The sequence below is a fragment of the Gillisia hiemivivida genome (assembly GCF_007997295.1).
Classification (GTDB): Bacteria; Bacteroidota; Bacteroidia; order Flavobacteriales; family Flavobacteriaceae; genus Gillisia; species Gillisia hiemivivida.
Genome location: NZ_VORY01000011.1, coordinates 34,963 through 57,799, shown reverse-complemented (window position 1 = coordinate 57,799; position 22,837 = coordinate 34,963). Strand labels below are relative to the sequence as shown.

The 22,837-nt window shown below is 35.1% G+C and carries 20 protein-coding genes; 11 read left to right on the top strand and 9 right to left on the bottom strand.

All coding sequences use genetic code 11. The features are described from left to right. Positions 1-240 precede the first annotated feature (240 nt). The 5 genes from ES724_RS10400 to ES724_RS10380 all read right to left on the bottom strand — a co-directional run bounded on the left by ES724_RS10400 (position 241) and on the right by ES724_RS10380 (position 7,975). Entirely contained in the window at positions 241-3,690 is a 3,450-nt protein-coding gene (locus ES724_RS10400; protein WP_146932744.1) for a pyruvate carboxylase, read from the bottom strand. Positions 3,691-4,575: 885 nt separating this feature from the next. Beyond that, the gene (gene yaaA, locus ES724_RS10395) at positions 4,576-5,337 is read right to left on the bottom strand and encodes a peroxide stress protein YaaA (RefSeq protein WP_146932742.1); all 762 of its coding nucleotides are present in this window, start codon (positions 5,335-5,337) and stop codon (positions 4,576-4,578) included. Between the two features lie 215 nt (positions 5,338-5,552). Further along, on the bottom strand, positions 5,553-5,822 hold the full coding sequence (locus ES724_RS10390; RefSeq protein ID WP_146932740.1) for a hypothetical protein: 270 nt from the start codon (positions 5,820-5,822) through the stop codon (positions 5,553-5,555). A gap of 472 nt (positions 5,823-6,294) precedes the next feature. Next, positions 6,295-7,356 carry an RluA family pseudouridine synthase gene (locus tag ES724_RS10385; RefSeq protein ID WP_146932738.1) on the bottom strand — a complete coding sequence of 354 codons (1,062 nt, stop codon included), beginning with the start codon at positions 7,354-7,356 and terminating at the stop codon, positions 6,295-6,297. Continuing rightward, complete coding sequence (locus ES724_RS10380) at positions 7,343-7,975, bottom strand: PASTA domain-containing protein (protein ID WP_146932736.1); 633 nt, start codon at positions 7,973-7,975, stop codon at positions 7,343-7,345. The genes ES724_RS10385 and ES724_RS10380 overlap by 14 nt, the downstream gene beginning before the upstream one ends. A gap of 101 nt (positions 7,976-8,076) precedes the next feature. Here ES724_RS10380 and ES724_RS10375 point away from each other — a divergent pair, with 101 nt between their 5' ends. Further along, complete coding sequence (locus ES724_RS10375) at positions 8,077-9,057, top strand: D-alanine--D-alanine ligase (RefSeq protein WP_146932734.1); 981 nt, start codon at positions 8,077-8,079, stop codon at positions 9,055-9,057. Between the two features lie 53 nt (positions 9,058-9,110). Next, positions 9,111-9,560, top strand: a complete 450-nt coding sequence (gene coaD / locus ES724_RS10370; protein ID WP_026837833.1) for a pantetheine-phosphate adenylyltransferase — start codon at positions 9,111-9,113, stop codon at positions 9,558-9,560. A gap of 420 nt (positions 9,561-9,980) precedes the next feature. Here coaD and ES724_RS10365 read toward each other — a convergent pair whose 3' ends face one another. After that, the gene (locus tag ES724_RS10365; protein WP_146932732.1) at positions 9,981-12,269 is read right to left on the bottom strand and encodes a TonB-dependent receptor; all 2,289 of its coding nucleotides are present in this window, start codon (positions 12,267-12,269) and stop codon (positions 9,981-9,983) included. 11 nt (positions 12,270-12,280) lie between these two features. Then, the gene (locus ES724_RS10360) at positions 12,281-13,564 is read right to left on the bottom strand and encodes a PQQ-dependent sugar dehydrogenase (RefSeq protein WP_146932730.1); all 1,284 of its coding nucleotides are present in this window, start codon (positions 13,562-13,564) and stop codon (positions 12,281-12,283) included. A 167-nt stretch (positions 13,565-13,731) separates the two neighbouring features. Between ES724_RS10360 and ES724_RS10355 the strand changes: the two genes are divergently transcribed. Then, positions 13,732-15,483 carry a M14 family metallopeptidase gene (locus ES724_RS10355; RefSeq protein WP_146932728.1) on the top strand — a complete coding sequence of 584 codons (1,752 nt, stop codon included), beginning with the start codon at positions 13,732-13,734 and terminating at the stop codon, positions 15,481-15,483. On the opposite strand, the gene ES724_RS10350 is transcribed toward ES724_RS10355, so the two are convergent. Continuing rightward, a complete protein-coding gene (locus ES724_RS10350) occupies positions 15,451-16,074 on the bottom strand; it encodes an NUDIX hydrolase (protein ID WP_146932726.1) in 624 nt (207 codons plus the stop codon). The two genes, ES724_RS10355 and ES724_RS10350, sit on opposite strands and share 33 nt — an antisense overlap. A gap of 7 nt (positions 16,075-16,081) precedes the next feature. Here ES724_RS10350 and pyrE point away from each other — a divergent pair, with 7 nt between their 5' ends. Beyond that, positions 16,082-16,723 (top strand): orotate phosphoribosyltransferase, encoded by a 642-nt coding sequence (pyrE, locus tag ES724_RS10345; RefSeq protein WP_146932724.1) that lies wholly within the window; start codon positions 16,082-16,084, stop codon positions 16,721-16,723. A gap of 1 nt (position 16,724) precedes the next feature. Continuing rightward, positions 16,725-17,114 (top strand): SRPBCC family protein, encoded by a 390-nt coding sequence (locus ES724_RS10340; RefSeq protein WP_146932722.1) that lies wholly within the window; start codon positions 16,725-16,727, stop codon positions 17,112-17,114. Here the strand turns inward: ES724_RS10340 and ES724_RS10335 are convergent. Continuing rightward, entirely contained in the window at positions 17,111-17,842 is a 732-nt protein-coding gene (locus tag ES724_RS10335) for a biotin--[acetyl-CoA-carboxylase] ligase (protein WP_146932720.1), read from the bottom strand. The genes ES724_RS10340 and ES724_RS10335 overlap by 4 nt on opposite strands. Positions 17,843-17,936: 94 nt before the next feature. Between ES724_RS10335 and rsfS the strand changes: the two genes are divergently transcribed. The 6 genes from rsfS (at position 17,937) to ES724_RS10305 (ending at position 22,779) form a co-directional block, all read left to right on the top strand. Continuing rightward, positions 17,937-18,308, top strand: coding sequence for a ribosome silencing factor (rsfS, locus tag ES724_RS10330; RefSeq protein ID WP_146932718.1), 372 nt, complete (start codon positions 17,937-17,939; stop codon positions 18,306-18,308). Positions 18,309-18,326: 18 nt separating this feature from the next. Next, entirely contained in the window at positions 18,327-20,342 is a 2,016-nt protein-coding gene (gene ftsH, locus ES724_RS10325) for an ATP-dependent zinc metalloprotease FtsH (RefSeq protein WP_146932716.1), read from the top strand. A gap of 98 nt (positions 20,343-20,440) precedes the next feature. Further along, positions 20,441-21,052 (top strand): LUD domain-containing protein, encoded by a 612-nt coding sequence (locus ES724_RS10320; RefSeq protein WP_026837823.1) that lies wholly within the window; start codon positions 20,441-20,443, stop codon positions 21,050-21,052. A gap of 3 nt (positions 21,053-21,055) precedes the next feature. After that, positions 21,056-21,859, top strand: a complete 804-nt coding sequence (locus ES724_RS10315; protein WP_026837822.1) for a phosphatidate cytidylyltransferase — start codon at positions 21,056-21,058, stop codon at positions 21,857-21,859. Continuing rightward, positions 21,849-22,502, top strand: a complete 654-nt coding sequence (locus tag ES724_RS10310) for a phosphatidylserine decarboxylase family protein (protein ID WP_146932714.1) — start codon at positions 21,849-21,851, stop codon at positions 22,500-22,502. The genes ES724_RS10315 and ES724_RS10310 overlap by 11 nt, the downstream gene beginning before the upstream one ends. A gap of 10 nt (positions 22,503-22,512) precedes the next feature. Then, positions 22,513-22,779, top strand: a complete 267-nt coding sequence (locus ES724_RS10305; protein WP_146932712.1) for an acyl-CoA-binding protein — start codon at positions 22,513-22,515, stop codon at positions 22,777-22,779. The last annotated feature ends 58 nt before the right edge of the window (positions 22,780-22,837 follow it).

The window sequence follows — 22,837 nt, the reverse complement described above, 5'->3', positions numbered from 1 at the left end:
AGACCCTGAAATAAATTACCATTGACGTATTTTCAAAGTTACTCCGAATAACAGACCCTGAAACAAGTTCAGGGTGACGATACCGGTTTTAACTTCCGTCATGCTGTCCCGACGCTTCGGGAGTTTCAGCATCTTTCATACGTCAATTTCCTCCGCTAGATAATTTTTTTATCACGGGTCTCAGGGTGACGAGAGATCTCTATTATTTCAAAAAACGGATATATAATATCATTTCTCAATTTACTTCATAATCACTACCAAATCATCTGCAAAGACCATTCTACCCTCTGGTAAGACAACTCGGTCTATTTCTCCATCGGAATTCGCTGTGATTGTTGTTTCCATTTTCATAGCTTCAATAATAAATAAAGGCTCATTCTTTTTCACTTTTTGACCCGCCTTCACCAATACAGATGCAAGGGATCCTTGAAGAGGAGCTCCAATTTCATCATCATTGGCCTTATCTTTTTTCTGATGAACAACTTTCTCTACTTTAATAGATTTATCCTGAATTTGAACTGCTCTGGTTTGTCCATTTACTTTAAAGAATATTTGAACCATTCCATCGCTATCTGCTTCTCCTATAGATAAAAGTTGAATTAAAAGGGTTTTTCCTTTATCCATCTCTACTATGATCTCCTCATAAATTTCCATTCCATAAAAGAAATTCTTGGTTGGTATGTCTATGACATTTCCATGATCTTTATGATGATTATAAGCATCTGTAAAAACCTTTGGATATAATTTATAGGATAAGAAATCTGTCATGTTAAGCTCTCGGCCCATCCCATCCTTGAAGGTTTCTTTAAATTCTGCCAATTCCTTATCAAAATCTATAGGTTCCAAATGCGCATTTGGTCTTTCTGTAAAAGCCTCTTCATCTTTTAATACGATCTTCTGAATTTTTTCAGGAAAACCACCCACAGGCTGCCCAAGACTTCCTCTGAAGAAACTTTTTACAGACTCCGGAAAAGATATATTTTCTCCGTTCTCCAACACATCATCTATAGTAAGGTTATTGCTTACAAGATACTGAGCCATGTCTCCAACAACCTTGGAGCTAGGAGTTACTTTCACGATATCACCAAAAAGCTCATTAACTTCAGCATACATTTGTGTGATCTCATGAAATCTATTACTAAGTCCTAACGATTCTGCTTGTGGTTTTAGATTCGAATATTGCCCACCTGGAATTTCGTGTTTATAAACAGCTGCCGATCCCGCTTTAAGTCCGCTTTCAAATGGATAATAATAACTGCGAACTGCTTCCCAGTAATTGGAATATTCGTTCAGTTTATCCATATCAAAATCGTTTGCACGACTTTCAAACTTCATCATTTCTACAATTGAATTGAAATTTGGCTGTGAGGTTAATCCTGAAAGTCCACCCAATGCCACATCTACCACATCTACTCCAGCTTCTATCGCTTTTAAATAGGTTGCTGCCTGAATTGAAGAAGTGTCATGTGTATGTAAATGAATAGGAATATTAATCCTAGATTTTAATGCCGAAATTAATTCCTCTGCAGCATAAGGCTTTAAAAGCCCTGCCATATCCTTAATTCCTAAGATATGTGCTCCGGCATCTTCCATTTGTTTTGCCAGTTGCACATAATACTCCAAGGTGTATTTGGTCCTGTTAGGATCTAGAATATCGCCGGTATAACAAATAGAGGCTTCTGCAAGTCCGCCAGTATTCTTTCTAACATATTTTATACAAGGTTCAATAGATTTCATCCAGTTTAATGAATCGAATATTCTAAAAACATCTACTCCTTGCTCCCAAGATTCTGTCACAAATTTCTCAATAAGATTATCTGGATATGCAGTATAGCCTACTCCATTGGAACCTCTCAATAACATTTGCAACAAAACATTTGGCATTGCTTTTCTAAGCAATTGTAAACGTTCCCAAGGGTTTTCTTTTAAATACCGAAGACAAACATCGAAGGTTGCTCCTCCCCAAACTTCCATTGAAAAAACATTGGAATGGTTTTTCGCAAAACCTTCTGCAACCTTCATCATGTCATAGGTTCGCATTCTGGTGGCAAGTAAACTTTGGTGCGCATCGCGCATTGTAGTATCTGTAAACTGAACCTTTCCTTGATGTCTTAGCCAACGCGAGAATTTATCAGGTCCCAGTTCTGTAAGTATATCTTTGGTTCCTTTTGGATACTCTCCAAATTCATCAAACTTAGGCACTTTAGGAATTAAGAACTTAGCTGAAGGATCCTTCACTTTAACATCTGGATTCCCATTAAGGGTCATATCTCCTAAAAAGCTAACAATTTTATTCGCTCTGTTTCGTGGCTCCTTTATTTTGAACAGATCTGGATTCTTATTGATGAAATTAACTGTAACATTCCCTTCTCTAAAAGTAGAATGTGCGAGGATATTATCTAAAAATGCCATGTTTGTCTTCACCCCACGAATCCTAAACTCTGCCAAAGCACGTCTCATTTTCCTACAAGCACCATCTAATGTTCTACTACTTGCAGAGACTTTTACCAACATAGAATCGAAAAATGGAGAAATTGTAACACCTTGATATACACTACCTGCATCTAGGCGTATTCCAAAACCTGCGGCACTTCTGTAAGTAGTAATCGTACCATAATCTGGCTTAAAATCGTTTTCCGGATCCTCGGTTGTAATTCTACATTGCAAAGCAAAGCCATTGATTTTCAAACTTTCCTGACTCTCAATTTTAATTTGTTCGTCAGATAATTTATAATCGCCAGCAATAAATATTTGGGCTTTTACTAGATCTATACCTGTAATAATTTCGGTTACAGTATGCTCTACCTGTATTCTTGGGTTTACCTCTATAAAATAGATCTCTCCATCTTCTACCAAAAACTCTACGGTTCCAATATTATTATAGTTTACCGCCTTACAAATTGCGATAGCATACTCGTATAATTTATTTTTTGTTTCTGAATTTAACCCCAAAGATGGAGCAAACTCGATCACTTTCTGATACCTACGCTGTACAGAACAATCTCTCTCAAACAGGTGCACCATATTTCCATGGTTATCTGCTACAATCTGAATCTCGATATGCTTTGGATTCTCAACAAATTTTTCTATAAAAACCGTATCATCTCCAAATGCATTTCCCGCCTCTCGCTTAGATTCTGGAAATGCCTTTTTTAATTCATCTTCTTCTCTAATTACACGCATTCCACGTCCACCTCCACCAGAAGCAGCTTTCAGCATTACAGGATAACCTATTGATTTTGCTTCTTTTAAAGCAATTTCTATGGAAGTAAGTGCTTCTTTATTACTTTTTATAATTGGAACATTATTAGCAACAGCAACTTCTTTTGCCATTACTTTATCTCCCAAAGATTTTAATACTGAAACCTTAGGACCTATAAATATGAGATCATTCTCTTCACACTGTTTTGCGAATTCAGCATTTTCAGAAAGAAAACCATAACCGGGATGAATGGCGTCTACATTATTTTTTTTAGCAACCTGAATAATTGCCTTGATATTTAAATAAGGTTTTAGCGGATCGTTATCCTCGCCTATCTGATAAGATTCATCGGCTTTGTAGCGGTGTAGGGAATACCTATCCTCGAAAGTGTAAATTCCTACCGTTTTTAATCCTACTTCTGTACATGCACGAAAAATACGGATGGCTATCTCTCCTCTATTCGCTACTAAAACCTTTTTGATCTTCATTTTATAATTCTGAATTAAAAATTAAATAATATCTCAGTTCTGAAAGTTATTAAATAATATAGGTACGCTGCAAACAGATTAGAGAATTACAAGGAATTCTTAACAGAAAAAGCTACCCAGGTGGTAGCTTTTTAATTATTCTGAAAAATTTGGATGCTTAACATCTCGAATTCCCTCGATCTGAAACAAATTGTCATCCTGAGACCCATGATAAAAAAAATTATCTAGCGTAGTAAATTGATGTATGAAAGATGCTGAAACGAGTTCAGCATGACGGCAGTTAAAACAGTATCGTCACCCTGAGACCAGTGATAAAAAAAATTATCTAGCGTAGGAAATTGACGTATGATGGTTCTCAGCAGATTTATTGTTTTAAGAACTTCTTTTTTGGAGTGTAGTGCTTCCCCAGCGTAAAATTTTCGAAGCCTTGGAGAAAATTTAGCTGGGGAAGTACGGTTCTAATTATGCGGTAGCATAATTGGAAACACCTACAAAAAAGTGTCCTTTTTTTGGTTCGTTTTTTTGGACACTCAAAAAAATGAACAATCTCAAATATAAAACAAATCATTACCGACTAGAGGGAGCGTTTTCCAAATTCTTGAAATCACCTCAATGATAACAAAACGCGTATTAAAAACTTGCAAAGAATCAGGTGTGTCAATTATCTATAAATCAGTAACTTATGTAATACGTCAATGGTAACTTGTTTCAGGGTCTCTTATTCGGAGTAACTTTGAAAATACATAGCGAAGAATCTCAACTAAGCAAGATTGCTCTATAAGAGGGATCCCTCATTGTATTCGGGATGAAATTTTGCGTATTTCTTAGATCTGAATATAGAAGTAGATATACTGCTTATGGTTCACATGGATAACTAGGAAGTTATTACCTTGTAAATACCAACTCTGTATCGTTCTTGGTTTCCGCTTCGCTGAATTTATAGCCATCATAGTCAAATCCTTTCAATTCTTCTACTGAAGCTACTTCTTTATCTACAATATATCGCACCATAGAACCTCTAGCCTTTTTAGCAAAGAAGCTTACAATTTTAAGTTTCCCCTTGCTGAAATCTTTAAACACTGGAGTGATCAATTTGCCTTTTAATTTTTTACTGTCTACCGCTTTATAATATTCGTTGCTTGCTAAATTGATGAAAAGTTCTTCTTTTTCCATCTCCTTATTTAACGAATCTGTCACTTTCTTTTGCCAAACTTCATAAAGGTTCTTTTTGGAATAAAGGCCAAGATCGGTTCCCATTTCCAGTCTATAAGGCTGAATAAGATCTAATGGTTTCAAAACTCCATACATCCCAGAAAGTATCCTTAATCTATCCTGAATAAAATCTATTTTCTCAACAGGTAAAGAATACGCGTCTAAACCTGTGTAGACATCACCATTAAAAGCATACATGGCAGGTCTTGAATTTTCTTTAGTATGTTCTTCCTGAAAATCTTTGTATCTCCCGTAATTGAGCTCTGCCAGCTTATCGCTAATATCCATGAGTTTAGAAACTTCATCTTTAGACATGCGAGACATTTTGCGGTTGATCTTGATTGCAGTATCTAAGAACTGAGGCTGTGTACCTCTTGTGGTAGGCAATTTGGTTTCAAAATCGAGACTTTTAGCCGGGGATAGAACAATTTTCATAAAGATTTGATTTTTTTATTTCAAAGATAATTAATTCTAAATAACCCTTTTACATTTTAACTCTATAAGGGTTTGGAACCCTTCTAGGGTTATATGGGTTAACGTTAAAGAAGTCACTCCAACAAAAAACTGTTCATTTCCTCTAAATTTTGTTTCCTGTTATGATAATGCTTAAAATTATCACGTCCATCAAAAAGCACCAAAACCTCATCCCTTCAAATCCTGGTGTTATTCAAAGAAAGAATACTTTTATAAGAACTCCAGGGATAATCCCGAAAATCTTCCTGTACTTTATGATGAGCCAGATTGTTATGAATATAGAAAATCAACTTCCTGAAATATTCTTCAGATTCAATCTTTTTTCTTTTCAGGTTTTTTTCAAAAAGACTTCCTGAATGCGAATAACGCTTATTGATAGATTGGGCATAAGCATTAAGGAAATGTGAAAATTGATGGGGAGCAGACACTATTTTTGGTTGTTCCACAGTTTACTAACTAAAATCGGAAATACTTATTTCCTCCGGTTCTTTTAAATAAATAAGGAAATGGAAGTGGTTTCGCATTAAACACTAAGCATAGGTTCTAGCTATGGGATGAATATACTTATAATATAAACTTAAAAAGTAACGATAATTTTCAGGCTCATGAAATATTGCATCCCTGTTATTGCCTCGATTAAAAATTGGTAGTAATACCCTGGCAATAACAATTCCTTTTCCATAAGTAAGTGTTTAATGCTTTAGCCTTGAATGGTTCTTGACGCAACATATTAAATATAGGGATATAAATCATCATTGTTGATTTTAACCCTTTAAGGGTTTGAAACCCTTAAAGGGTTCTTTGAAGGGTTAAATGAAGGTTTTTTTGCGTGAGGGATTGAGGCGTTGTTGGAGCTCTCCCGATTTTTATCGGGAAGCGACCGCCGAAAGCCCGACCCCATTTTTATGGGGGCACGCCCTAAGAATCCATATAATCCTTCTGATTTATAGAATATTTACGCCATTTCTCTATACATTCCTGTATGTCTTGTGGAACTTCTGAATCGAAACTCATCCATTCCTTAGTCTCGGGGTGAGTAAACCCAAGAGTTTTAGCGTGTAATGCCTGTCGTGGAAGCACTTTAAAACAATTGTCTACAAATTGTTTGTATTTAGTAAAAGTGGTCCCTTTTAAGATCTTTTCTCCGCCATAACGCTCATCGTTGAACAAGGTGTGTCCAATATGTTTCATATGAACTCTTATCTGGTGAGTTCTTCCGGTTTCCAACTTACAGGAAACCAAAGTTACATATCCAAAACGCTCTAAAACTTTGAAGTGAGTTACCGCAGGTTTCCCTTGCTCCTCCTCATCGTTCATATAAACGGTATTCTGCAATCTATTTTTTGGATGTCTTCCTATATTTCCTTCAATTTTTCCTTCATCCTCCTCAACATTTCCCCAAACTAAAGCGATATATTCCCTAGAACTGGTCTTTTTAAAAAACTGTTTGGAAAGGTGGGTCATAGCAGTTTCGGTCTTAGCAATCACTAACAATCCACTGGTGTCCTTATCTATCCTATGCACCAAACCCGGCCGTTCGCTGCTGTTATTTGGTAAATTATCTATATGGAAAATAAGGGCGTTAATAAGTGTACCACTATAATTTCCATGCCCAGGATGCACTACCATTCCTGCCGGTTTATTGATCACCATTAGAGAATCATCCTCATAAACTATGTTTAGCGGAATATCCTCAGGAGTAAGCAAAAACTCATAAGGTGGATGTTCGAACATTACCTGCACCACATCTCCAGGTTTCACCTTGTAATTAGATTTTACTGGTGTAGTATTTACGTAGATATTACCATCTTTGGCTGCTTTCTGAATTTTACTCCTAGTAGCATTTTCAATATAGTTCATAAGGTATTTATCTACCCTAAGTGGCTGCTGCCCTTTATCTGCAGTGAATTTATGGTGTTCGTAAAGATCGTCGTCTTGAGTATCTTCCAGTTCTGGACCTATTAATTTAGAATTCGTCATTGTTTTCATTATCATTATCGATACCATCTTCATCGATGCTATCATCTTCATTTAAATCTCCACTATATCTCCCAGAACCATCCCCTAAGACCAAATCTATTTTGGCCGTTTTCATAAGTTCTTCCCCTGCTTCCACCAGTTTCCCTTTGTGTCTCAATTCCAAAACTGCATCTTTTGCAATGTCTGGTTTATAGGTAACAGACCCAATTTCAAAGCCTAGAGATCGTAATGTAGGTTCTACTTGTCTTCTTGTTCTACGTATAAGATCTGGAACCATTACTTTTCCATATCCCGAAGGATTTAAGGTGAGGTATATTTTTCTATTTTCCTTTACAAATTTTCCGGGTTGCGGCACTTGATCTATCACAGAGTATTTTGGATACTCTGGATTAAAATTAGCCGAATCTAAAATTTCATATCGAAGATCCAATTCCTCCAATGTAATCTCTACCCTACCCAAAGACTGTTTTGCCAAATCTGGAACTTGAATACGTTCATCCTGATTTGTGGAATGATCTAACCATTGCATAGTTAGAAATGCTAGCAGCACAAGTGCTACAATTGCTAAACCTATTTGAATTAAAAAGGTTTTGCTGAAGATAAATTTAAATAGGCTCATAAATTATTTATAATAGGCAAAGATATAAAAACGTAGGGGTTTTGGTAGCACCCACTATTAGTCATATTTTTGTTAACGTAAATTAAAGCTGTTTATTTAATATGAAGAAAAGAATCGCGATCGCCATGGGAGGGTATTCCAGTGAATACAGGATCTCTATTAACAGCGGAAACGTAGTTTATAAAAATCTAGACCGTTCTATTTATGAGCCCTATAGAGTTCATATCATGCAAAATGAGTGGTTTGTAGTGGCAGATGATGATACTCCATACCCAATAAATAAAAGCGATTTTACGGTAAAAATTAAAGATAAGAAAATCCAATTCGATTGTGTTTTTAATACTATCCATGGAACGCCCGGAGAAAACGGACTCTTGCAAGCATATCTGGATCTCGTAGGAATTCCACAAACCTCCTGCGGATTTTATCAGGCAGCGCTTACCTTCAATAAAAGAGATCTTATAAGTGTTTTAAAACCCTACGGAATTAAAACTGCATTGAATTATTTCCTGAATCAGGGAGACGAAGTTGAAGTTGAAGAGATCATAAACAAAGTTGGATTACCATGCTTTGTAAAAGCCAATAAGGCAGGTAGTAGTTTTGGAATTACCAAGGTAAAAGCTGCTGAAGACTTAGAACAAGCCGTAAAAATTGCACTTAAGGAGGATGACGAAGTGATTATTGAATCGTTTTTAGATGGGACTGAAGTTTCTGTAGGGGTAATCATGTATAAAGGAAAGATTTTAGCATTGCCTGTCACCGAGATCGTTTCTGAAAATGAATTTTTCGATTATGAAGCTAAATATTTAGGTAAGTCTGAAGAGATCACCCCAGCTAGGATTTCTAAAGAACAAACTAAAAAAGTGCAAAATCTGGCTAAATTGATATACTCTAAATTAAAAATGAAAGGATTTACGCGTTCAGAATTTATCTTTCATAACGACGAACCTCATTTTATAGAGATGAACACTACACCGGGGCTCAGCGAAGCTAGTATTTTGCCTCAACAAGCCGAAAATGCAAAGATCAGTTTACCTCAGCTTTTTGGAAGCGCTATAGAAGCTGCCTTAAAGGTTCATTAATTCTGAACTTAGTGTAATTAGCTATATTTGTTATACATCACAAACAAAACTTCATGAAAAGAGCAGTTTTCCCAGGGTCTTTTGATCCCATAACTTTAGGTCATGTAGATATCTTGGAACGGTCACTACCACTTTTTGATGAAATTATTCTTGCAATTGGAACCAATTCCGATAAAAAATATATGTTCTCTTTAGAAGATAGAGTTCGGTTTTTAGAAGAAACTTTTAAAAATGAACCTAAAATAAAAGTGATGACCTATAAAGGTCTCACCGTAGATTTCTGTAAAAAGGAAAATGCAGCTTTTATTCTTAGAGGCCTAAGAAACTCTATTGATCTAGAATTCGAAAAAACCATAGGTCAAACCAATTATAAAATGTCTGGGATAGAAACCGTTTTCTTGATCTCTTCTTCCGGGAAAGGGCATATTTCTTCTAGTGTAGTACGAGATGTTCGAAAGAACGGTGGTGATTTTTCTTTTATGGTGCCTGAGGTGGTTAAATAGAAAAGTCTCTAGGGTAGAACATTGTCATTCTGAAAGAAGGGAAACGGATTGAAGAATCTATACTAAGTGATATTATTACGTCATCATCGAAGAATCTCATTATCACGAAGACTTCTATTCTGGGTAGTTCTGATAATGAGAATAATCGCTCCCTTCCCTTAGGGAAGGGCTGGGGATGGGATGAGTTTGTATGAGATTCCTCCTGTCGTCGGAATGACAAAGCAGAAACCATTCGTGAATTCGTGGCAATTGAGAATTCTTAAACAGAGATTCCTCCTGTCGTCGGAATGACAAAACAGAAACCATTCGTGAATTCGTGGCAATTGAGAATTCTTAAACAGAGATTCCTCCTGTCGTCGGAATGACAAATTACTGTCATCCTGAGCCTGTCGAAGGATCTCAGTTATACAATATTATTCATTAGAACACATAGTTCAACCCAACACCTACAAAGTAATTCCTTGGATTTCCAGGATAATAATATCGTGGAGCTGAATTTCCAAACCCCACTGCATTTGGCAATACACTAGAAGCATATTTTTCATCCAATACATTATTGATCCCCGCAGAAATATTAGATTCTAAATTTTTAACGATTTTAAAATCATATCGGGCTTTTATATCCAATACCTGATAATTTTCTGTGCTCAAAGAATTTGCATCATTCAATAGTATTTCTCCGACTGCTAAGAGATTGGTGTAAATGGAAAAGTTCCTTCCATAATTTAATTCAAAGCCTGTGTTCAAAGTACTTTTTGGAACTCCAGGCAAAGTGTTTCCGCTAAAATCTATATCTCGATTAATAAATTCTTCAAATTCAAAATAATTTAAAGCAGCATTGAAGTAAGATTGAATTTTAATTTTAGAGGACAAATCAAAATTATATCTAATAGTAGTTTCAATTCCGTTATGGTTTGTCTTCCCTGCATTGATCCCTACATATTGATCTTCGGAGATTCTTTGAGCCACTAGTAAATTTTCTATCTGAATAGAATACAAAGCAACTTCTGTATATAATTTATTATTGAACCAATTGCCTTTAAAACCTACTTCATAGTTTATTCCAGTCTCCGGTTTCAGATCGGTATTTATTTGTCCTTCCGGAGTTAAGGTTTCTTCAACTGTTGGAGTTGAAAACCCATGACTTATAGAAGTATATAAATTTTTTCCTTTTTCAATTTCATAAGACAAGCCTATTCTTGGAGAGAAGACCGTTTTAAAGCTATAATCTCCCGACTGATCTATTTCATCTTGAACAAAAAGATCTTTTAAGCTATAATTAGTAGTATTCACATTGAAACCGGTTTCCAGATTTAAATTCTTAGAAAGTTCCAAATTTAGCTGACCAAAGAAATTAGCATAACTTCTGTCCTGCTCATTATTGCTCAAAAGAATTCCTAACACGCTGCCACGATCTTCAAAATCCTGATATAAGTTCTCAAAAGTTTGCATATTATACCACTCTTTGTAATACTCGGCACCAAAGCTTAATTCTGAAGCTAGTTCAAATACATCCATTTTAAGATTAAATTTGGTTCTAGCTCCGGTTGCCACTCTTTCTTCTTTTAAAATATTAAAAGGTCTTGGCTCATATGCATCTCGAAAATTCACGAAGATGCTCGTTAAATTTGTAAGACTGTTAGATAAGTGGTGTAAATAGGAGATCCCAAGCAATCCTCTCTCATAAGATTCAAATCCTTTTGAACTTCCCCATGTAAAAGCGGCTTTTTCAGGGTCATTCAAATAATCGTTTTCATTTAGGGAACTCGGGATAAATGCTTTTAGTTTTGTAAAATTCCCGAGAAAGGAAAGCTTGTTTCCATTTTCAGTAAAAACGTTGGCATTAATTAATCCTGATTGTCTTTTATAAGAGCCATTTTCCCTGTAACCATCACTTTCCAGATCACTGAAACTGGCAAATAAAGAAGTATTCTCTGTTCCATGAGATGCCGAGATCGTTTTTTTATTAGTATCAAAACTACCTACTTGTGAAGAAATTCCAATTTGGGTTTTATTTATTTCAGCATTACCAGCATACATATTGATTACTCCGCCCAATCCAGCTCCAAATATACTCGAGGTAGGACCTTTAATAATTTCAATCTTAGAGATGGCTTCAGAATCAAAATCATCCAAAGTTAATTCTCCTTCTCCGGTGGTTAATGGAATCCCGTTGAAATACGCCTGAATTCTATTGGTACTATATTGCGAGCGAGCGCCAATTCCCCGAATATTTAATTTGGTTGTATTCAAAGCTCCCTGATTTACATAAACTCCAGGAACGGTATTGAAGACTTGAGCGAAGTTGAAATCATCTTTTTTCTGAAGATCTCCACTAGTTAAAATACTTATTGCAGCTGGAGTACTCTGTAATGTTTTTGAAATAAGAGCTCCATTTACAATTACTTCGGAAAGATTTTCTCTGGCCGGAATTAATGAAATTGTAAAAATCGAATCAGGTACTCCTTCATATTTACCAGAAAGATATCCCAGCGCTGAAATCTCCAACGAGATACTAATATTTTGAATTTCTATTTCAAAGTTCCCATTCGAATCAGAAAAAGCAACAACTTCAGAAGCACTTTCAAAAACCTTTGCATTTTCGATTGGTTCTGACGTTGTGGCGTCAACTATTTTACCTTTTACCACTTGTGCTGAAGCATCAGCAATACTAAATAGTAAGATTACAACAAAAATAAATTTCTTCAATAGTAGGTGTTTTATTCTGCAGAAACTTTCCAGATCACATTAGAGTCATCATCATTTACCAATAAAGAACCATCAGGCAGCGTAGTTACGCCAACAGGTCTTCCATGTACTTCTCCCGTTTCTTCATTTGCTATAAATCCTGTTAAGAAATCCTCTGGTGGTTGTGGTTGTCCATTTACAAATGGCACAAAAACAACCTTATATCCAGATAGCGGATCTCGGTTCCAGGAACCATGTTGACCTACAAAAGCGCCATTCTTATATTTTTCAGGAAAAGCATCCTGCGTATAGAATGTAAACCCTAAAGAGGCCGTATGTGGTCCTACAGACACATCTGGCATAATAGATTTTTCTACTAGATCATTATGCGGGTTGTCTTCCCATCGAGGATCTTTAATTTGTCCATAATAAGAATATGGCCATCCATACCATCCTCCTTTTTTTACACTTGTAATATAATCTGGCACTAAGTTGTTACCTAATTTATCTCTTTCATTAACCGCAGTCCACAGTTCTCCGGTAACTGGATTCCAATCCATCCCAACTGGGTTTCTAATTCCGCTTGCATAAACCTGCTCTCCAGAACCGTCAGGATTAATTTCCAATACCCCTGCTCTTCTTACTTCTTTATCCATGCCATATTCTCCAACATTACTCGCAGAACCTACAGAGATATAAATTTTACTGCCATCTTCATTTGCTAGCAAGTTTCTTGTCCAGTGATTATTATACCCTCCAGCCGGAAGATCTACAATTTTTTCACCTTCAGATTCTAGCTTTAGATCTCCTTCTTTGTAGGGAAATCTATATAGACCATCTGTATTGGCAATATAGAAATAGTCACCTAAAGCCAACATCCCAAAAGGCTGATTTAATCCCTCTTTAAAAGCACCGCGATGTTCAAAAACGCCATCTTCATCCTGATCTCTTAAAATAGTAACCCTATTAGCACTATTTCTTGTATTAGATTCTACAACGAAAACATCATTATTTGGTGCTACATAAGTCCAACGTGGATGCTCAAATCCATCTGCAAATATTTCTACTTTAAAACCTTCTGGCGCTTTTGGCATTTCTCCTTCTTTCCATCCAACAACTTTACTTACTTTTTGGATAGACTTGGAGTGAAATGGAGCCGGGATCTCTAGCTTCCCAACTGCAGTTTCCACTATATTTGCAGGACGTTGTGACAACTCCTGCTTCTCTTGCTCATTAAATTCCTTTACCCCTTTCATTTGGGCGCAGGAGGTTAAAGCAACCCCAACAAGTAGCAAACTAAACGTAATATTTCTCATAGCTTTTTAATTAAAAATTAAAAATAGGTTATAATTTAAATGCATTAAAATATTATGTGAGCATTAGGTTTACTTTAACTACTTTCATAAAAACAAGCTCCAATATAATAGTTTTGGCTACCGTTGCAGTTTTAACTAAGTTTATAGCGTAAAATGGATTATTTCTTATGAAGAAAATTTTTATAGTCTCCCTAGTAGTTTGCGTTTTTGTCTCGTGTGATTTATCTAAATATAAGCTAGTCAAGGAGTATGATTTTGAGACAGTTTTCGAAAAATCAGATGGAACACAAACCCCTACTTATCCAGAAATTATAAACTATTATAAGGAATTAGATGATGCCTATACATCTATCCAGTTGAAAGAATTCGGAAAAACCGATAGCGGTGAACCTTTACATTTAGCAGTTTTTAGTCCTACTGAAAATTTCAACTTTGATGAAGTTAGAGAAAAGTACACCATAATTTTAATAAATAATGGCATTCATCCCGGGGAAAGCGACGGCATAGATGCCACTATGATGCTTTTTCGAGATTTAGCGCAGGATTCTATTACAGTACCAAATAATACCATAATTGCAACTATTCCCGTGTATAACATTGGCGGTGCACTTAATAGAAATTCCAATACGAGAGTAAATCAAAATGGACCTGAAGAATATGGCTTTAGAGGGAATGCCCGTAATTACGATCTTAATCGTGACTTTATAAAAGCCGACACAAAAAATACCAGGAGTTTTTCTGAGATCTTTCATAATGTGAAACCAGATGTTTTTGTAGATACTCATGTAAGTAATGGTGCAGATTATCAATATACGCTCACCCATCTTTTTACACAACATAATAAACTTGGCGGAGAATTAGGAGATTATCTTAATGACAAGATGATGCCATCTTTGCAGGCTTCCTTATGGGAAAATGAATGGGATATTACGCCTTATGTAAATGTTCATAACGATGTGCCGGAAAAAGGATTTACTCAGTTCATGGATACTCCAAAATATTCTACCGGCTATGCAGCCTTATGGAACACTTTAGGACTAATGATAGAAACTCATATGCTTAAGCCATACAAAAAGAGAGTTATGGGGACTTATAGAGCTTTACGATCTATTATAGATATTGTTGAAAGGGATAGAGAAAAGATTAAAGATCTTAGAGCCAGAGCACAGAGAAAATATTTAACAGAGCGTTTTTACCCAGTGAATTTCAAAGTTGATAGCACAAATATTAGCAAGCTTCAATTTAAAGGATACGAAGGAGAAGTAATTACAAGTGAAGTTACCGGAAGCTCTAGGTTGAAATATGACAGAACAAAGCCTTTCAAAAAAGAAATAGACTATTATAATAATTTCGTTTCTCAAGACCAGATTGAAATTCCAAGGGCATATGTTATTCCGCAAGGCTGGTGGAATGTTATAGATATTTTAAAAACCAATAATGTGGAAATGACCCCATTTAAAAAAGACACTACTATGTTGGTGGAGATCTATAATATTGAAGATTATAAAACCTATCCAAACCCTTATGAGGGACACTATCCTCATTTCGAGACTAAGATAAGCTCCACAAAAGACAGTATTAATTTCAGAAAAGGGGATTTCTATATAAAGAGCTTTCAGCCTTCTGTTCGCTATTTACTGGAAACACTGGAGCCAACTACTTCAGATTCGTTTTTTAATTGGAACTTTTTCGATACCGTTCTTGAGCAAAAAGAAGGATTTTCACCATATGTTTTCGAAGATCTCGCGAAAGAACTACTAGATAAAGACCCTGCTTTAAATGATGAATTTCAGAAAAAGAAGAGATCTGACTCGGAGTTTTCCAAAGATTCTTATGCCCAATTGGACTGGTTGTATGAAAAATCTGAGCATAAGGAAAAAGCCTATTTACGCTACCCTGTCTTTAGGGTGAGTCGTTAAATATTCTTTTGGGAATAATAATTTAATGTTTGCATAGGATTTTGTCAGTGCTTTTTGAGTCTTAGCAAAATTCTTCCATTTTGCTTTTTTGATCCCTTCTGAATGCTCAGGAATTAATTCACCTGTATATGAAGTTTTCATCTCATACCAATGGGTCACCTTCAATCTATATTTATCTTTACGTTTGAAAATATGATAGGTTTTTCTAATGAATCTCACAATTTCAAGATCCTGAACACCGGTTTCCTCCTCCACTTCTCTTATAGCAGATTCTTCTAGACTTTCAGACTTTTCGGTCTTCCCTTTCGGCAAGTCCCATCGCTTATTACGGTAGATAAATAAGATGTCTTTATTTTCATTAAAGACCATTCCGCCAGCAGCAGTAACAACAGGAAGTTTTTTTAGAAGATGCTTAAAAAGCTTTTCTTCATTTTTATGATAAAGATTCACATATAATAATTCTCCATCATTTATTTTCTGGATAATTTGTTTCAGCTTGACCGTTTTAATCGGAAAGGCACTGTACTTTTCACCTATTTCTTTCTTAGTTGAAAGAATAATAGGGATATCATTTACAAAAACTTTATACATTTGCATTATGATTTTAAATAAAGAGACAGCAATTAAAACAGCTGAATTGCTGTTGCAAATTAAAGCAATTAAATTAGAACCGCAACAACCTTTCACTTGGGCCAGTGGTTGGAAATCGCCAATCTATTGCGATAATAGAATAATCCTTTCATACCCTATTATTAGGAATTACATAAGAGAACAATTTGCTAAACAAATTGAGGATCTTTATGGAAAGCCAGATGTGATAGCCGGAGTTGCTACCGGAGCCATAGGTATTGGTATGTTGGTGGCAGAGTATATGAGTCTTCCTTTTGTTTATGTAAGACCAGAAGCTAAAGGCCATGGAAGAAAAAACCAGATAGAAGGACATTTGGAGAGCGGACAAAATGTAGTGGTAATTGAAGACCTAATTAGTACCGGCGGAAGCAGTATTAATGCGGTAAAAGCCTTAAAAGAAGCCAACGTGAACATAAAAGGTTTACTTGCAATCTTTACTTATGGTTTTGATATTGCTGAAGAAAATTTTAAAGAAGCAAAGGTCGATTTACATACCTTGGGGAATTACGAGCATTTAATAGAAACTGCTTTAAAAACGAATTACATCAATGCCGAAGAGGCAGAAACATTAAAAACCTGGAGACAAGATCCCAGTAAATGGAACCAATAATATGAATTTAGAAAGTCCAAAAGTTACCACAAAAAAGAGTCAGCAAGAATTATATAATTTTCTAATTGAAGTAGAGAATTACAAACAATTAATGCCAGAAAGTATAGAAAAATTTGAAGTTACCAAGCCTAACACATTCCTTTTTGGTTTAAAAGGAATGCCTGAAATAGAATTGGCCATAAAAGAAACTGTAGAACCAGAATTAGTTGTTTTAGGATCTACATCAGATAAATTCAATTTTTCATTAAATATTATTATCGAACAAAATGGCGATAATAGTGATGCTCAATTATTGTTCGACGGGAAATTCAATGCAATGGTGGCAATGATGGCAAAGAGCCCACTAAAGAAATTTATCACTACACTTAGCGAAAACATATCTACTCTTTAGAAGAGCAATTTAAGCTCCTTAAGATCGAAAGTACGTATTTCTTCATCTTCAACTTTTAATCTAAGAAGACCAGATGGGGTGACCCCTAAGATAATACCAACAATAAAGCTTCCATCTTTTAATTGAAAGGTGGAAGCTTTATTATTTCGAAATAAATTAGCTTCATAATCTTCATGAACATTTTCAAAAAACGACTTATCCTTAGATACTATCATTTTCTCAAGCTGCTCTAAAACATTGGAGAGAACTTCTTCCGTAGAATAAATGGTTCCAGTAAGATTCTTTAAAGAAGCTGCTTTAGGAAGATCTGGGAAGTGAACTTGATTAATATTAAGTCCAATCCCAATAATACTAGCACTTATAACATTGTTTTGCAAAATATTCTCAATGAGCACGCCACCTATTTTGTAGCTATCTGCCATAATGTCGTTAGGCCATTTCAACTTTAAATTGTTAATTTTCAATTGCTTTAACGCCTTAATAATTTGCAATCCAACGGCCGCACTAATCAAGAATTGGTCGCTAATTTCCACACTTGGTTTAGGGTAAATAACACTAAAGGTCAGGTTTTCTCCCGCATTAGAAACCCATGATGCTCCACGTTGTCCTCTCCCAGAAGTTTGATTGCTGGCAACAATACAAATTGAGGAATCATTTTTATTCGTATTAAACCATTCTCTTGCCAATGAATTAGTAGACTCGGTGGCATTAACTTTGATAATATGCATATATAAATGTAGTTAAGAATGGTGTTAAATGTTTATTGTAACAGACCATTAAAAAGACTAAAAAGTAATAACTTTGCGTAAAGAAATAAATTTAATGGCAAAAAAAGAAACGAACAACGATCAACTTATTGCTCATATCATAAAAGGAATAGAAGAAGTTAAAGGAAACGATATTGATATTCTTGACTTAAGGGAAATTGAAAACACTGTTTGTGATTATTTCATTATCTGTAATGGTACTTCAAATACACAGGTAAATGCCATTGTAAGCTCCGTACAAAAAACCGTAAGCAAATCTTTAAAAGACAAACCTTGGCATATAGAAGGAAGTGATAACGCCGAGTGGATCTTAATGGATTATGTAAACGTAGTAGTTCATGTATTCCAGAAACACATTAGGGAATATTATGATATTGAGAGTTTATGGGGAGATGCAAAATTGACCTCGATCGAAACAAAGTATTAAAAAACTAATTAAAGAAGAATGGCGAAGAAACAACCAAATAAAAAAATAGAACCTAAAAAACCTAAATTTAGTGCATACTGGATTTATGGGGCTATTATTATTATATTTTTAGGTATCAATTTTTTTGGTGGATCAGGGTTCAATGAACCAACAAAAACAAATCCTGCGGAGTTTGAAAGCTACCTGAAGGATGGTGATGTTAATAAAGTAGTAATTGTAAATAAAAAAATAGCTAAGGTTTATTTAACTGAAGAAGCTAAAGCCAAGGAAATTCATAAAAAATCAGAGGATGGCGAATTATTTGCTACTGGTGATTCCCCAGATTATAGCTTTGAATTTGGAGATCTACAAAATTTCGAAAATCAAATTCAAGAAGTAAAGGCTGAGAACAACTTAAATACTTTTGTGACTTATAACACAGAATCTAATGTGTTTGGTGAGATCATTCTAACTTTGTTACCATTCGTTCTAATCATCGGAATTTGGATATTCATAATGAAAAAAATGAGCTCTGGTGGTGGAGGTGGTCCAGGAGGACAGATCTTCAACATCGGAAAATCCAAAGCAAAATTATTTGATCAGAATACCGATGTTAAAACTTCATTTAAAGATGTTGCCGGATTAGAAGGTGCAAAAGAAGAAATTCAGGAAATAGTAGACTTTTTAAAGACTCCTGAAAAATACACCTCTCTAGGTGGTAAGATTCCAAAAGGTGCTATTTTAGTAGGTCCTCCGGGAACTGGTAAAACTTTATTAGCAAAAGCGGTAGCCGGTGAGGCAAAAGTGCCGTTTTTCTCTCTATCTGGATCAGATTTCGTAGAAATGTTTGTAGGTGTAGGTGCTTCTAGAGTACGTGATCTTTTTAAACAAGCAAAGGAAAAATCTCCTTCTATTATATTTATAGATGAGATTGATGCAATTGGTAGAGCCAGAGGAAAGAGCAATATGTCTGGATCTAATGATGAACGTGAAAACACCCTAAATCAGTTACTAACTGAGATGGATGGTTTTGGAACCAATACGAATGTTATTGTTATTGCTGCAACCAACCGTGCAGATGTATTAGATAAGGCATTAATGAGAGCTGGACGTTTTGACCGCCAAATCTATGTTGATCTACCAGATGTAAGAGAACGTAGAGAAATATTTGAAGTTCACCTTCGCCCTATCAAAAAAGTAGCAGACGAGTTAGATATAGAATTTCTTGCTAGGCAAACTCCAGGATTCTCTGGGGCAGACATTGCAAACGTTTGTAACGAAGCGGCTTTAATTGCTGCTAGAAAAGGAAATAAAGCAGTAGGAAAACAAGATTTTCTTGATGCCGTAGATAGAATTGTTGGTGGTCTTGAAAAGAAAAATAAGATTATTACTCCAGATGAGAAAAAAGCAATTGCTTATCACGAAGCTGGACACGCCACTGCAAGCTGGATGTTAGAACATGCCGCACCTTTAGTAAAAGTTACCATAGTACCAAGAGGGCAATCCTTAGGGGCAGCATGGTACCTACCAGAGGAAAGGTTAATCGTACACCCAGAGCAAATGTTAGATGAAATGTGTGCTGCTCTAGGTGGTAGAGCTGCTGAAAAAGTCATCTTCAATAGAATTTCTACAGGTGCGTTAAGTGATTTAGAAAAAGTTACTAAGCAAGCTAGAGCAATGGTTACTATTTATGGATTAAATGATAAGATAGGAAACCTTACTTTTTATGATTCTTCAGGCCAAAGTGAATACAACTTCACAAAACCTTATAGTGAGAAAACTGCTGAACTTATTGATAGAGAGGTATCAAATTTAATTGAAACTCAGTATCAAAGAGCAATTGCATTATTAGAGGCAAATAAAGATAAACTGTCTCAATTAGCAGATATTTTGCTGGAAAAAGAAGTGATCTTTAAAGACGATCTTCAAAAGATATTTGGAAATAGACCATTCCCTGAAAAGGAAGAAATTCCATTGATCGCTAAAAAATCTGATCCCAAAGATGAAACTTCTGAAGACAGTGAAATAGAAGAAGAATCTCCAATAAATAAATAATTATATAATCCTTAGTAAAAAATCTTAATTTACCTTAGTGTTAAATTAAGATTTTTTACCTTTGGTTTAAAGGTGATATAAAACCCCGAATTCTCAATATGAGTCTATTTAGAAAATTCTTTAATCCTAAATCTAAATCAGACAAAGGTCAGGACAAGCCAGAAAATTCTGACCGTGGCAAATATATGCCAGATGTTAAATTACCAACCGATGAGCGATTCATGCTCAACTTCAAAAATAACGGTGGTAAATTCCTTTATTGTGAAAATGAAGAAGAAGTTACAGCTGCCTTTGACAATATTCTATTGGAAAATGATTGGTACGAACAACCAACTTGCTGTTTTGACTCTAACCTAAAAAAAAGGTTCGATAAATTTAATTTAGAATTCAACAAATCAGGAGATTCTGCCTTTTTTCTCTCAACTTGCGAATATTTAATTGCAAATGACGGCTCTATTTTGATTTCATCCAATCAGATAAAGGAGAAGAGATTTAATGAACTACCCCAAAATTTTATAATATTAGCCTCTACAAGTCAGTTAGTTGACAACATAGGAGAAGGCTTAAGAGGAATTAAATTTAACAACAAAGAGAGGATCCCTTCCAATATTACCACCATAAAAAGTTTTGAAACTCAAAAAGAAGGTAATTTTATGAGTTATGGAAGTAGCACAAAAAACCTATATTTGATGCTTCTGGAAGATTTATAAAATATGAGGGAAACTATTATTAGGGCAATTTCTGGATTACTATACGTATCCATTTTAGTAGCATCAATTCTATCTTCAGAATTGATCTTTATTGGCCTTTTCTTTCTTATTGGATTTGTTTGCTTATTGGAACTAGAGAAACTTTTAAGGTTAAAAAGCTATGCTTTATATGGAGTACATATCATTTTATTTTTCCTTTTCAGTTACCTGAAATTCAATTCAAACGCAACCTTACTCCTACTAGTCATAACCATCTTCGTAAATTTATTTTTAGTTAAAGATTTACTTTTTATTAGAACAATACCTGTATTTGAAAAGAAGAAATACATTATTCTCATATTCTATTTAATCTCTTCGATCATATTTCTCACCTTGATACCTACCTATTCAGGTAAATTTAACCCGGACTTAATAGTTGGCGTCTTTGTACTTATTTGGACAAATGATACTTTTGCATACCTGGTTGGTAAGAATTTTGGAAAGAATAAATTATATGAAAAGATCTCTCCTAACAAAACCATTGAAGGTTTTTTGGGTGGAATGGTATTTAATTGTGTTGCCGGATACTTCTTATTCTATTTCACCCGTTATCTGAATATTGAATTCTGGTTGGGATTAGCCATTTTATTGAGTATTTTTGGTACGCTAGGAGATCTTATACAGTCTAAATTTAAACGTCAGGCTGGAGTAAAAGATAGTGGAAAGCTAATGCCGGGTCACGGTGGATTATTTGACAGATTGGATAGTATCATATTTTCCAGTCCTTTTGTTTATGCTTATTTATTGATAATAAACTATGTTTCATAAAGAAGGTTATAAGATCATGATTTTTACTGCAATTTTATTAATTGTAGTAAACATAATATCCTATTTAAACGTCAACGTTTATTGGGTAAAATTCTCTATACTAGCGGTAAGCATATTACTCTTTCTATTAATTTTACAGTTCTTTAGAAATCCTAAAAGGCCTACTCAGTTAAATGATGCTACTGTGGTTTCACCTGTAGATGGGAAAGTTGTTGTGATAGAGGAAGTAATGGAGAATGAATATTTCAAAGATAAACGCTTACAGGTTTCTATATTTATGTCTCCGATAAATGTTCACGTAACTAGACATCCTATTGGTGGCTTAGTGAAATTCAGCAAATATCATCCAGGAAAGTTCTTGGTTGCATGGCATCCAAAATCTAGTGAAGAAAATGAGCGAACTACGGTAGTTGTAGAAAACAACGTTGCCGGAGAAGTGCTTTACAGGCAAATTGCAGGAGCTTTAGCAAAACGAATAGTTAATTATGCTGAGGAAGGTCAAGAAGTGATTCAAGGAAGCGACAGTGGATTTATAAAGTTTGGATCTCGCGTAGATGTATTTTTACCTATTGGAACTAAGATCAATGTAAAATTGAACGAGAAACTTAAAGGTGGAGTAAGCATAATTGCCAATCTAGATTAATTATATTAAAATGTTAAGTTCTTCAGATCCAAAATTTTTAAAAGCTTATGAAATGGCGAGCAATACCAGTTTGAAATTTCCTCCAGATATCATGCTTCATTTTTATGCTTACTATAAGCGAGCAACAACCTTGAATGGATTCTACACTACTAAAGATGACGAGGATATAAGAAATGGCTTTAAAGCGAATGCCCTTGTACAAGTAAAGCAACTCTCACAATTGGAAGCCAAACAGAAATATATAGAAATGGTAGAAAAACATATTGGGCAGATATAACTACTTGCCCAATGATTATTTTTCTTTAATCCCTCATTGAGGGTTCAATTCCCCGAGG